The sequence below is a fragment of the Lutibacter sp. genome, from assembly GCF_041562875.1.
Lineage (GTDB): Bacteria > Bacteroidota > Bacteroidia > Flavobacteriales > Flavobacteriaceae > Lutibacter.
Window position 1 is genome coordinate 1 of record NZ_JBFFOE010000070.1, and the last position, 13,670, is coordinate 13,670.

Genomic DNA, 13,670 nt, shown 5'->3' on the forward strand with positions numbered 1-13,670 from the left:
ATTTATTTAATGCAACAATTCTGGTTTACTAAGTATCAATTCTATCTTTTTTATAATTACGGTAATCTGATTCATTTGTAATTCTATATTTCTAAAATAGATGCTAATATCTCTGTTAACCCAACTTTCTGAAATGACCCTTGCACCCAAACTAATTCTTAAAACAGCACTTTGAAAATCATTACTATATTTTACATTAACTGCTTGCCCTATATGACATTTTTGGGCAGCAAGTCTAATAATTTCTAAAGAAGATTCTTCAAATTGATTGGAGATGTCAGAATTTAACAATGTATAGAGTTTTTTTACCTGATCAATACTTAATACTTCCTTATCTTTAAGAATAAAGAAAGGAAAAATGGTTCTAATGTTTCTTAGTCCAAATTCTTCACTGTTGTAAGTTTTAATTTTTGTTTCATCTCTATAAATTGGCTCTAAAAAAGAAGCCTCTTTAATAGAATCTTCAACGAAATTACAAAACATCTCAATTCCCAAATTTCTATATAAAATAGGTGTTTTATAATACCTGTCCATTTCAACTATGGCAGCATTCCATCTCATATATGAGCCATAATTAAATCCGTCAGATAAATCTTTTGAACAGAACCAAGAGATTGGCCAATCTGAATGATTGTAATAATTGGTTAACCCTTTTGGTAACGTATTTTTCACAGAATCAATAGATTTGCTAACATTTTTAGGTACAATTAAGGCACCAGAATAAGGAGGCCCCGTAAAGTATTTACTTCCGGTAATGCTAACAATAAATCCTTTATTTAAATAATTTTGAATGTCTCTTGGGTCTAACCTAAGTTGTGCTCCATCAACAATAATTTGCATGGATAAATTTTTGAGCTTATTTAAACTTTGAATCATTTCTTTGCTAGGTGATTGATAGCCTAATTTTGATTGATCCATGGCATGCAATACAATATGTCTTCCTAATTCATTGGTTTTTGAAATAGCCGTAAAAACTTCTTTGTCTAGTTGCAATGATGATTTTAAGTCGCCATTTTCATCTCTTAAAGATATTTCAATCAAATTAATATCTCTAAAACCTTCAATTTTATCACCTTTTATCACCGGATAATTTAGCGCTGTGTTATTTTCAAAATGCATTCCTTTTAACGCAGCAGGTACGCCACTACCTGTTTCTTCAGAAGCCACTAAAACATGTGTAATTTCTTTATCAGAAATAATTTGGGTAATTGCTGCTATTTGTAGCGCAGAATCTGTACCCGATGACGAAAAAATTATTTGACATTCCTCATCTATTTTAAGGGCTTTTCTAAGGTTATTTTTTAGTAATTCTGAAAATTCAATGGTTGTTTTTTTGAAACCATTTTTTAAGCTATTTTGAATTAGTATATTTCTAACCTTGTCTGTTTTATCAAAAGCAAAATTTGATACACTTGTTGCTGTAGATGAAGCAAAAGTAAAAGCATCAGGCCTTGGAAATGGTCGGCAACCATATTTATTTAATAATTCAAATTCGTCAATATTCAATCTAAGATCACCACCCGACATTAATAAATATTCTGTTGGTTTTGCAAGGCTTTCAAGAATTGGTTTCCAAGATTCTTTAACTATTTTTTTTGAGTTATTTATTCCGTGTATAGATTGTAATTCTTTATGTTTTAATATAGATTTTATTTCTAAATTTTCCTCATTTTGGATCATATCAATTAAAAAATGATCAAGTTTTTTTAATTTTTCTTTATCCTCTTTTGGTAATAATTCATAAAATATTTTGGTAACTTTTAGAGCAGCTATATCACATAAAACAGTATCAGATTTATCTTTTCCCAAAGCTTTATACCAAAGTTGCCATTCAATACCGTATCTTAAATAAATTAAAGCTAAAACAGGTTTATCTAAAAATGATGAGCCAATTTTAATTGATTTGTTTGGAACAATTTTAAATAGATTGGGTTCACTTTTAGAAGTAATAATATTTATATTGTTTATCTTGGGTACAGTATTAAACCTTTTTAAAACTCTAACCAGATAATTCACATTTTCTTTTTCAAATAAACTTGTTCTTTTATATTGATCTTCAATAAGAATATTTTCTTTCATAGGTGTTTTAATTAAAACTGTAAAATTGTTAAAATAAATAGTACAGTGTTTAAATTTAGAAAATTAGATTGTGAATAATTAATCATTTTTCAAAAGTATAGTATTTTCACATATAATTTATAAATATATGGACTAGTTATGTAACAATTAAAACCTTTTAGTGGCTACAAATGTAAAAATTTATAAAAAAAGCGGACTGGTTTATATTCGTTTTTAGAAATAATTTATTTCAAATAACGTCCTTTCGTGTTTTTACGATAAAATAAGGTGGTTATTAAAATTTAATTCAATATAACAAAGACTTACAAGTGCTTGTAAGTTTTTGTTATGCTAGCCTATTACTTAAAGTAACAACTTGAAATCAATAATTCATTACGCAATTATTAGAAAATCAAAGCATTAATTTTTTTCTTTTTGAAAGCCACACATGTCAATTTGTTTTTAGTTTTTCGTGAAATTAGCGGAAGTTCAAGATGTTATTTAAGGTATCGAAAAAAGAATACATTGAATATGTTTAAATTTTAATAAAATCCTCTATCAAAAAGTCCAAATTAGTTTGAAGATGTACATTTAAAATGACAGCTTATAGAAAGTAAAGCATGAACTTTCAAAAAAAATATTCCCTTAAAATGTAAGAATAATGTAAGTTATTAAAATAATTATGTAACAAATTTACTAACTTTAATGTCGAATTTTGCACCGTTAAACAACTTATTATCAATTAATCAGTAAAATTAAAATAAAATGAAAAAAAGAAATTTATTTTTAGGATTGGCGTTAGCCGCCTTAGTATTTACATCTTGTAAAGATGAAAAAGTAACTGCAGCGGAAAAATCAGTAGACACATATGTAATTTATGTAGATTCAATAGGAAATATTGAAGCAGCAGAAGTTAAAGCAAATTGGCAAGCAATTGATGAAGCTTATCAAATAAAAGTTGTTGAAGCTGATTTGGCATTGGAAAATTTAAAAGAAACAGAAGCAGCACAGGCAAGAATTGATGCAAGTAAAGCTAAATTTGCTGCTTTGCAAGCACAAATTGAAGCAGATATGCAAGCCGAAGCTATGGCAAACTCTAAACAATTATTGAGAAACACATTATTTGGTGAAGGAAAAATTGGTGATGACATGAATTTTGGTTGGGTAAACAAGGATAATATTCTTGCAGTTTACGATCAATTTGTAAATACTGCTCAAGACAACAAAGACAGTTATTCTCGTGAAGACTGGGATGAAATTAAATTAATGTATGAAGCACTTGACAGTAGAAAAAATACTGTGGAAAAAGAAGGACTTACTTCAGCCGACAACATAAAAATTGCAGGATTAAAATTAAAATTTGCCCCGTTATATACATTTAATAGAATGGGTGCGAAAACGGAAGAAATGAAAAAAGCTAAAGAATAAAAACTGTTTGGTTAATTAATGTAAAAAATGGCAGTCAGAAATGACTGTCATTTTTTTTGCAATTAATTGATAGGTGTTTTATTATTTATACTTTAAATTTATCATAATGAGGAGACTGATCAGTAAGGCTTTCTGCACTTGAACTTCCCTTCTTGACTGAAGTTACAACTGCAATTCAATAATTAAATACTCAATTATTATAAAATCAATAAGTTAATTTTTATAGCTTCTGGAAAATTATAGCTTTCAATTTCTTTTTAATGTTTGTTCTTTTGATTTACCTATACCCTTCCGTAAAATCACTGGAAGTTTAAGATGTTACTTAGGTATTAAAAAAAATCCACTTTTACTGACGGTTACAAGGGGCAATTTGTTTAATTGAAACACCTTATTTGTATCTAATATTTAATTAACTATATTCGTAATGGAAATTGTATAAGTTCAATCAAACTTATTTATTTCAAGTTAAATTACTTAAAAAAGAAAACATAAACTTCATAAATAAATTTAAAACCTTAACCATGAATATAAATACCTTTAAAATTCTCGTATTTGTTTGCCTTTTCTCTTTTCATTTTAATGGAGAAGCACAAATAAATTGGACGAACGATGGTGATTCTTATTATAGTTTAGACAAAAACCAATTGGTTACCTACACGCTTCCTAACAATGATGTGAAAACAGTCATCTCAAAAGAGCAACTTACTCCAGCAGATAAATCAGAACCTATTAATGTCGCTCATTTTTCATTCTCTTCAGACCAACAAAAAGTGTTATTATTTACAAATACTAAAAAAGTTTGGAGACTAAATACGAAAGGCGACTATTGGGTTTTTGACTTTAAAACAAAAGCTTTGACTCAAATTGGGAAGACCTTACCAACTTCATCTTTGATGTTTGCCAAATTCTCTCCAGATGGGAAAACTATAGCTTATGTTTCCGAAAACAATTTATACAGTGAAGATTACGCAAGTGGTAAAATTCAATCATTAACTACGGATGGCACTGTTACCTTAATAAATGGAACTTTTGATTGGGCCTATGAGGAAGAATTTGCTTGTAGAGATGGATTCCGTTGGAGTCCAGACAGTAAATCTATTGCCTATTGGCAAATTGATGCAAGTGCTATCAAAAAGTTTTATATGATTAACAATACAGATGCTATCTATTCGCAATTAGTACCTTTAGAATATCCTAAAGTTGGTGAAAAACCTTCCGCTTGTAAGGTAGGTGTTGTGAAGCTTTCTGATGCCAAAACAACTTGGATGAATATTCCAGGTGATGCATCTCAAAATTATTTAGTGAGAATGGAGTTTATTCCAACTACCAACAAGCTATTAATACAGCAATTAAACAGAAAGCAAAATAAGAGTAAATTATACATTGCAGATCCTTTCAAAGGAAACACAAATATGATTCAAGAAGAATCTGATGAAGCTTGGGTAGATCTATTTCAATTAGGAAATCCATATCAAATAGATTATACAAATAGTTTTAGTTTCCTAAAAGAAACAAATAGCATTCTTTGGGCATCAGAAAAAGATGGATGGAGACACTTATACCAAGTTTCTTTGGAAGGAAAGCCTGAAGTTCTCATCACAAATGGTGAATATGATGTTATTGATTTAAAACACATCAACGCAAAAGAAGGATATGTGTATTATTTAGCCTCACCTGATAATGCTACTCAAAAGTATTTATATAAAACCAAATTAAATGGAAAAGGAAAAAACGAATTATTAAGTCCTGAAAGTTTAAAAGGAACTCATGATTATTCTTTTTCTACTAATGGTAAATATGCCGAACATACTTTCTCAAACCACTACACTCCAATAGCTAAAGAGTTTATTACTGTTGCTAATCAGAAAGCTTTAAGCGAAGAAGAAAGTATTGTTAATAATGTTAAAAAACTCGAAGGAAAAGCAACCACTGAGTTTTTTACTATTACAACTGCAGATAATATTGAGATGGACGGGTGGATGGTGAAACCAACTAATTTCGATCCAAATAAAAAATATCCTGTGGTGTTTTATGTTTATTCTGAACCTGCTAGTACTACGGTAAACGATAACTATTATGCTGGTAGAAATTGGTTTTACAATGGAAATATGGCAGAAGATGGGTATATCTATATTTCTCTAGACAACAGAGGTACTCCTGCTCCAAAAGGACGCGCATGGAGAAAGTCTATTTACAGAAAAATTGGAGTAATTAATATAAACGATCAAGCTATGGCAGCCAAAGAAATTTTGAAATGGAACTTTGTTGATGCCCAGCGAGTAGCAGTTTGGGGCCATAGTGGAGGAGGATCTGCCACATTAAATTTGATGTTTAGATATCCTGAGATTTACAAAACGGGAATTTCACTCGCTGCTGTTGCAAATCAATTAACTTATGATAACATTTATCAAGAACGTTATATGGGTTTACCTCAAGAAAATATGGATGATTTTATTGAAGGTTCACCCGTTACATATGCCAAAAATTTAGAAGGAAATTTATTGTATATTCATGGCACTGGAGATGATAATGTTCATTATCAAAATGCTGAATTATTATTAAACGAATTGATAAAACATAACAAGCAATTTCAATTTATGCCTTATCCAAACAGATCTCATGGATTTAGAGAAGGAGAAGGAACATGGCAACATTTGTCAACTTTATATACAAATTACTTAAAACTACACTGCCCTCCAGGAGGAAGATAAATTTTAGTTAAAACGTAGTGTTTTTTAATTAATGAAAGGTTAACTGTTAGCCATTCGGCAAGTTTATAAAACATTTCAAAAACTCCTTTCTTAAGGAGTTTTTGTTTTTAATGAGACTATTTGTTGCTTCAAAATTCTTTAATTTTAATCACCTTAATAAAATAGAAATTTCAAACAAAACCTTACAGAAACCATGCGCATAAAAAAAGGTTCTAAGAAAAAGATATTGAAACCATAGTAAATCTTGGAAACTAAAAAAGCCTCTACATTTCTGTAAAGGCTTTATCAAAAGTAGCTTCCCCTATTACTCGGAGTTGCAACCAACTTTTTGTAAAATTACGGATTAAAGTGGTGAACCAATGTCTTTAAAACAAACTACATTGTTGTAATAAGCACACTTTATGCTGATTATATAAAATAACATAGAAACTTGGACACCCAACAATTCCACATAAAATAATAATTTCATTAAGGATATAAATATAGAAAAAGGACACTTACTATTGTATTACAAATGCGTATATAACATTGAAGGAACCTTATTTTCAACCGCTTTGAATATCAGTCCGCACGATTTGCTGTTTACCGCAATTATGGCTGTGATTGGTGCTGTGGTAAGATTTTTTGTTTCCTATATTTTGAGGAAATTATTTTTCGGATTCAGATAAATCAAGAAATGGCTAATGTAATTACATTGTAACCAAAAGTTTAGACAAATTTATAATTAATTTTTATTATAATGAGCTCAAATCTTGCGCATAAAAATGATTCAAATAAAAACCCGGCTTTTACAAGTCGGGTTTTTAAAATTATGCTATTTAAATGATATTAAAAATATCAAAATATGTTTTTTAAATAGTTGGTATCATTAACACTATAGAAGCAAAAGTAGTCACTTTTCCTGTTTCTACAGTGATTAAGGTTGATTCATAATCATCATAAGCATCTTGGTTAACAATTTTCAATTTATAATCTCCAGCTGCAAGTCCCTGAATTAAAAAGTCACCATCTGCATTTGTTTCACTATTTGTCACAAATACATCGCCGGCAGTGTAAACCTGAACTATTGCTTTCTCTAAATTATTAATAGCACTTAATCCGTCCACTAAAAATTCTCCTGATACATTTCCTTCAATTGATCCTGAATTCACTTCTGCATTAACCCTAATCACGGGTTTTAAATTGTACATACCAGCACCTGTCATTACAATTGAATTTTGCACATCCCAGTCAAGAATAAATGTATAAGAAAAACCGGGCTCCAAAGTGGTGTTCATATTTAATTTTAAACCTGATTGCATAGCGCTTGGTGTACTAAGGGCCATCATTTCCGCTTGTCCTTCTATTTTAAGCGTATTCCCGTCTCCTAAAACCAATCTTATTTGTTTTAACATCCCTGAAGGGATTATTTGATCTGTCAATAAAAGGCTATTCCCTGCAATAAGTGTCGTTAAATCAACATTTATTGGATAATCTTCCGGAGTACCAAAACTCACCCAACCAGATTCGTTATCACTATTGTTATACTGAATATCTACAATTTCAACATTCACTTCTGAATAATCTCCAGGTGCGTCAACCAATTTTAATTGAACACTTGCTGTATTGCTTTCATTATCGTTAGCACAACCTTGGGCTCCTAACATTACAACTATTGCTGCAATTGCTACAAAATAAATTTTTTTAAATTTCATCTTATTTATGTTTTAAATTAATAGTAAACTATATTTAAATATAGAGATACAAAGTTGCAAAGTTTATAACACAAATATGTTACACAACTTTGAATAAAAATTGCATAATTCACACATCCATTTTAGAGATATTACTAAAATCAAAATATTTCAATATGTAAAATAAAAAAAGAGATTTCAACCAAAACCTTGCGCATAAAAAAAGGTTCCAAAACGAATTGTCTTGAAACCCAAAGTAAATCTTGGAAACTAAAAAAGCCTCTACATTTCTGTAAAGGCTTTATCAAAAGTAGCTCCCCCTATTACTCGAAGTTGCAACCATGCTTCCGTATTTTTACGATTAATAGAGGTGGTTTTTTAATATACTTCAAGGTCAAAGTTCACATTTTAAATAAGTCATTTCATTAAATTGATGTGGTTTTTTTAATTTGATTAATCAAGTTTATTAAAAGGTAACCCTTTTTGTAAATTATTTATAATAAGCTGCCCTTCAGCGTTAATAGAATAAGGACTATTTAATTTCATGTTCGGTATTATAAGAGTTTTTGGATTGTCAATAGTACTCCAAGTAAAACCTTCCATAACACTGATAGCAGTATCATCTGAAGAGGAATACCCCCCAATAGACTCCCCTCCAATGTTATCTTCATAAAAATATAATCGGTAATAATGAGAATCGTTAGAGCTGCTTAGTTCCCAACTACCTAATAATTCATCAGCCTGATGAATCTCATCATCACTTGCGCAAGATGAAATTGCAGTGATAAATATAAATATAAGTATTCTTAAAGTTTTCATAGCTTTTTTATTAAAAGTATTATTAATCTTATTCGATGAGGTACAGGTGTTTACATGAATAAATATACAGCTTTGAATCCTAAGAAACATTCTAAATTACCTTCAAATATGGATTATAAAAACCTGTTAGATAGAAATATTCAATAGGTTTTTTTATTTAAGTTAATTCTGTAATTTAACACAATAAAAAAGAGAATGACCTTATATGTATTTAATAGGTTTAGCGAAGAGGAACAGCTAAAAATGGTTTTGGGTATCGTGTAAATCATTTGCAAAAAGGTTCCAAAACGAATTGCCTTATAAACAAAAAGCCTTAACAAATTAATGTTAAGACTCGTTTTGCTCCCCCTCTTGGACTCGAACCAAGGACCCTCTGATTAACAGTCAGATGCTCTAACCAACTGAGCTAAGGAGGAATTTATTCTCTTTTGCGAGTGCAAATATACAAGGTTTTATACTTTCTGCAAGATTTTTTATAAAAAAAAGTACTCTTTTTTGATTTTTTTTTTACATTTTCACTAAGTATCTGAAAACTAAACTTTAAAAGTATAAATAAATGAGTGGTAGTTTTATTAAGTTTTCATTATTTACTTCAAAAAAAACATATAAAACACAACATATTTACTATTATCTAACTATTCTTATTAAAAATATAATAATTACAATAATGCTTTTAATAAATCGATGGTTTTGTTAAAAATTGTATTTTAGCCACTACTAAACAAATCATTGACTATTAATATTAAATATGGATAAATTTTCATTTTTAAATACCGTACATACAGGTTACATAGCTGATTTATACGACCAGTATTTAATAAATCCAGATACTTTAGAACCCAGTTGGAAAAGTTTTTTTCAAGGCTATGATTTTGCCAATGAAAAATATTCAATAACTGATGAAAGTTCCGATTTTGAAGTTCCTGAAAATGTTTTGAAGGAATTTAAAGTGCTCGACTTAATTAATGGCTACAGAACAAGAGGTCATTTATTTACTAAAACAAATCCTGTTCGTGAGCGAAGAAAATATACACCTACACTTGCTATTGAAAATTTTGGATTGTCTGAAAAAGATTTAGATACCGTTTTTGATGCTGGTGATATTATTGGAACAGGGAAAGCGAATTTACGTACAATAATTAAACATTTAGAAACTGTTTATTGTGATTCTATTGGGGTTGAATATATGTATATTCGAAATCCTGAAGAAATTAAGTGGTTTCAAAAACAGCTGAACAAAAACTCAAACCACCCTGATTATACGCCAGAAACAAAAAGATATGTGCTGCAAAAGTTAAATCAAGCAGTCACTTTTGAAAACTTTCTGCAAACCAAATATGTAGGCCAAAAGCGTTTTTCATTAGAAGGAGGCGAAACTTTAATTCCTGCAATGGGAGCTATTATCCGTTTGGCCGCAGAGAATTACAATGTTAAAGAGTTTGTTTTCGGGATGGCTCATAGAGGTCGTTTAAATACACTGATTAATATTTTTAGAAAACCTATTCGAGATTTATTTAGTGAATTTGAAGGGAAAGATTTTGAAGAAAAAGATTTTGATGGCGATGTAAAATACCATTTAGGGTTAACCATAACCAAAACTTTAAAAAACAATACGGAATTGAAGATGAATTTAGTTCCAAATCCTTCTCACTTAGAAACGGTTGGGCCTATTGTTGAAGGAATTTCACGTGCTAAAATAGACAAAACTTATAATGGTGATAATTCAAAATTACTTCCAATAATTGTTCATGGTGATGCTGCTATTGCAGGTCAGGGATTGGTGTATGAAGTCACTCAAATGAGTCAATTAAAAGGATATTCAACCGGTGGAACTATTCATATTGTAGTAAATAATCAAATTGGCTTTACTACCAATTATTTAGATGCGCGCTCAAGTACGTATTGTACAGATGTTGCAAAAGTAACTTTATCGCCTGTTTTACACGTAAATGCTGATGATGTGGAAGCTGTTACGCATGCCGTAGAAATTGCACTTAATTTTAGAATGCAATTCAAAAGAGATATTTTTATTGATTTATTGGGCTATAGGAAATACGGGCATAATGAAGGTGATGAGCCTCGTTTTACACAACCTAAATTGTACAAAGCAATTTCAAAGCATTCAAACCCGAGAGATATTTATGCTGAAAAATTAATTGCTGAAGGTGTAATTGATACTGCTTATTTAAACAAATCTATTGAAGAATTCAAAAATTTATTAGAAGAGGAATACAATGAATCAAAAAAAATTGAAACCTCTAAAATTCGTGAATTCATGCAAGACACTTGGGAAAGTTTTGCCAGAAGAGATTTGGATTCTATGTTAATTTCTGAAAATACTACGTATCCAAAATCTAAATTAGAAACTATTGCAAAAATTGTTTCAACAGTTCCCGAAGGCGTTAAGTTTTTACGAAAAGCAGAGAAAATTTTACGAGACAGAAATAACATGGTTTTTGAAACCAATAAAATTGATTGGGGAATGGGCGAAACCTTAGCCTATGGAAGTTTATTGCAAGAAGGTTTTGATGTTCGTATTTCTGGTCAGGATGTTGAGCGTGGTACATTTAGCCATCGTCACGCAATTTTACGTGATGAAATTTCAGAAGAGCGTATCAACTTATTAAATACAATTAGTGACAAACAAGGTAAAATGGAAATTTACAACTCCTTATTATCTGAATATGGTGTGCTTGGTTTTGACTATGGTTATGCGATGGCAAACCCAAATTCGTTAACCATTTGGGAAGCTCAATTTGGAGATTTTAGTAACGGTGCACAAATTATTTTCGATCAATATATGTCGGCTGCAGAAGATAAATGGAAACTACAAAATGGTATTGTAGTATTGCTTCCTCATGGCTATGAAGGACAAGGTTCTGAACATTCATCAGCACGTATGGAACGTTTTTTACAATTATGCGCCATAGACAATATGAATATAGCAGATTGTACAACACCGGCAAATTTCTATCATTTACTGCGTCGTCAAATGAAACGCGATTTTAGAAAACCATTAATTGTATTTACACCCAAAAGTTTATTGCGTCATCCTTTAGCAACCTCAACATTAGAAGAGTTTTCTGAAGGTAGTTTTCAAGAAGTGATTGATGATATTATAGAACCTAAAAATGTAACTAAATTAGTATTTTGTACTGGTAAATTTTATTACGATTTATTAGCAGAGCGTACTAATTTAGATAGAAATGATGTTGCTTTAGTGAGAATTGAACAATTATTTCCTTTGCATTTAGAAAAATTACAACAAGTAATTGATAAGTATCCAAATGTAAAAAATTATGTTTGGGCTCAAGAAGAACCTGAAAATATGGGTGCATGGAGTTTTATGTTGCAACGTTTTAGATTGGTACAATTAGAGGTTGCATCACAACCTTTTTATGCTGTACCAGCGGCAGGCTCAACAGCAAGGTTTAAAAGAAGACACCAACGTATTATTGATAACGTATTTGAAACAAGTCATACAAATTTTGACTCATAAGAAAATATTTTATAGCGAACAGTAAATTTTTACTGCTAAAAAATATAATGAGAACATTTAAAACTAACTAATAAAAATTCGTCTATAAAGACAAAAAACTAATAAGATGATTTTAGAAATGAAAGTTCCCTCTCCGGGAGAGTCTATTACAGAAGTAGAAATTGCAACTTGGCTTGTTGCAAATGGTGATTATGTTGAAAAAGATCAACCAATTGCCGAAGTTGATTCAGACAAGGCAACATTAGAATTACCTGCTGAAGAAAGTGGTATAATTACTTTAAAAGCTGAAGAAGGTGATACTGTAGCTGTTGGTGCAGTGGTATGTTTAATAGATGTGGATGGTAAAAAACCTGAAGGCGCAACTACTAAAGAGGTGAAAACTGAAGTGCCAAAAGCTATTGAAAAGAAAGAGGAAAAATTGGTTACTTCAAGCGCAGTAGAGAAGACGTACGCAAGTGGAACTACTTCGCCAGCTTCAAAGAAAATTTTAGATGAAAAAGGAATTCCTGCTTCAGAAGTAAAGGGAACTGGGCGCGATGGTAGAATTACAAAGGACGATGCTGTAAATGCAACTCCAAGTATGGGAACTCCTACTGGTGGATCACGTAGTTCTGAACGTGTAAAAATGACTATGCTTCGCAGAAAAGTAGCACAACGTTTGGTAGCTGTAAAAAATGAAACTGCCATGCTTACTACTTTTAATGAAGTAGATATGAAGCCAATTTTTGATTTACGGAATGAATATAAAGAAGCATTTAAGGCTAAACACGGAGTTGGATTAGGATTTATGAGCTTCTTTACATTAGCAGTTGTAAGAGCTTTAGAGTTATACCCTGATGTAAATTCAATGTTAGATGGTGATTATAAAATATTACACGATTTTAAAGATATATCAATTGCAGTTTCTGGACCAAAAGGTTTAATGGTTCCAGTAATTAGAAATGCTGAAAATTTAACATTTAGAGGTGTTGAGAATGAGGTGAAGCGTTTAGCACTTAGAGCGCGTGACGGACAAATTACGGTTGATGAAATGACTGGTGGAACTTTTACCATTACTAATGGAGGTGTTTTTGGATCTATGTTATCTACACCAATTATAAACCCACCTCAAAGTGGAATTTTAGGAATGCATAATATTGTTGAAAGACCGATAGCTGTGAATGGTGAAGTTGTTATTAGGCCAATTATGTATGTTGCTTTATCTTATGATCATAGAGTTATTGATGGAAGAGAATCTGTTGGGTTTTTAGTTGCTGTGAAAGAAGCTTTAGAAAATCCAGTTGAAATTTTATTGAATAATGACCCTAAAAAAGGATTGGAATTATAACTTATTTTATTGAATAATTAATATATCACCATTTTTTACGAAATGTAACATTTGTCATATATTATATATTTTATTAAAAGTATATTCGAACCTTACTAAACAATCAGAATAATTATGAGAAAAAATTTATTATTATTAGTTGCTGTGGTTATGGC

Annotated in this window: 7 protein-coding genes and 1 tRNA gene; 4 read left to right on the forward strand and 4 right to left on the reverse strand. The window is 30.5% G+C overall.

The genetic code is table 11. The features are described from left to right. Positions 1-6: 6 nt before the first annotated feature. The gene (locus ABY863_RS09840) at positions 7-2,079 is read right to left on the reverse strand and encodes a hypothetical protein (protein ID WP_372794329.1); all 2,073 of its coding nucleotides are present in this window, start codon (positions 2,077-2,079) and stop codon (positions 7-9) included. Between the two features lie 744 nt (positions 2,080-2,823). Between ABY863_RS09840 and ABY863_RS09845 the strand changes: the two genes are divergently transcribed. Both ABY863_RS09845 and ABY863_RS09850 read left to right on the forward strand, forming a co-directional pair. Beyond that, positions 2,824-3,486 (forward strand): DUF6565 domain-containing protein, encoded by a 663-nt coding sequence (locus tag ABY863_RS09845; protein ID WP_372794331.1) that lies wholly within the window; start codon positions 2,824-2,826, stop codon positions 3,484-3,486. A 521-nt stretch (positions 3,487-4,007) separates the two neighbouring features. Then, positions 4,008-6,197: a S9 family peptidase gene (locus ABY863_RS09850; RefSeq protein ID WP_372794333.1), complete on the forward strand. Its 2,190-nt coding sequence runs from the start codon at positions 4,008-4,010 to the stop codon at positions 6,195-6,197. An 851-nt stretch (positions 6,198-7,048) separates the two neighbouring features. Here the strand turns inward: ABY863_RS09850 and ABY863_RS09855 are convergent. The 3 genes from ABY863_RS09855 to ABY863_RS09865 form a co-directional block, all read right to left on the reverse strand. Further along, entirely contained in the window at positions 7,049-7,891 is an 843-nt protein-coding gene (locus ABY863_RS09855; RefSeq protein WP_372794335.1) for a DUF4382 domain-containing protein, read from the reverse strand. Between the two features lie 432 nt (positions 7,892-8,323). Further along, positions 8,324-8,689 (reverse strand): hypothetical protein, encoded by a 366-nt coding sequence (locus tag ABY863_RS09860; protein WP_372794337.1) that lies wholly within the window; start codon positions 8,687-8,689, stop codon positions 8,324-8,326. A 342-nt stretch (positions 8,690-9,031) separates the two neighbouring features. Further along, positions 9,032-9,105 (reverse strand) — tRNA-Asn (locus ABY863_RS09865). Positions 9,106-9,437: 332 nt separating this feature from the next. Between ABY863_RS09865 and ABY863_RS09870 the strand changes: the two genes are divergently transcribed. Beyond that, positions 9,438-12,188 (forward strand): 2-oxoglutarate dehydrogenase E1 component, encoded by a 2,751-nt coding sequence (locus ABY863_RS09870; RefSeq protein ID WP_372794339.1) that lies wholly within the window; start codon positions 9,438-9,440, stop codon positions 12,186-12,188. Between the two features lie 106 nt (positions 12,189-12,294). Further along, a complete protein-coding gene (odhB, locus tag ABY863_RS09875) occupies positions 12,295-13,515 on the forward strand; it encodes a 2-oxoglutarate dehydrogenase complex dihydrolipoyllysine-residue succinyltransferase (protein ID WP_372794341.1) in 1,221 nt (406 codons plus the stop codon). Positions 13,516-13,670 lie beyond the last annotated feature (155 nt).

What these genes read in the sequence shown, in the direction of transcription:
- ABY863_RS09850 (WP_372794333.1), top strand. Translation starts at nt 4,008, where the DNA reads ATGAATATAAATACCTTTAAAATTCTCGTATTTGTTTGCCTTTTCTCT.
- ABY863_RS09840 (WP_372794329.1), bottom strand. Translation starts at nt 2,079, where the DNA reads ATGAAAGAAAATATTCTTATTGAAGATCAATATAAAAGAACAAGTTTA.
- odhB (WP_372794341.1), top strand. Translation starts at nt 12,295, where the DNA reads ATGATTTTAGAAATGAAAGTTCCCTCTCCGGGAGAGTCTATTACAGAA.
- ABY863_RS09845 (WP_372794331.1), top strand. Translation starts at nt 2,824, where the DNA reads ATGAAAAAAAGAAATTTATTTTTAGGATTGGCGTTAGCCGCCTTAGTA.
- ABY863_RS09870 (WP_372794339.1), top strand. Translation starts at nt 9,438, where the DNA reads ATGGATAAATTTTCATTTTTAAATACCGTACATACAGGTTACATAGCT.
- ABY863_RS09855 (WP_372794335.1), bottom strand. Translation starts at nt 7,891, where the DNA reads ATGAAATTTAAAAAAATTTATTTTGTAGCAATTGCAGCAATAGTTGTA.
- ABY863_RS09860 (WP_372794337.1), bottom strand. Translation starts at nt 8,689, where the DNA reads ATGAAAACTTTAAGAATACTTATATTTATATTTATCACTGCAATTTCA.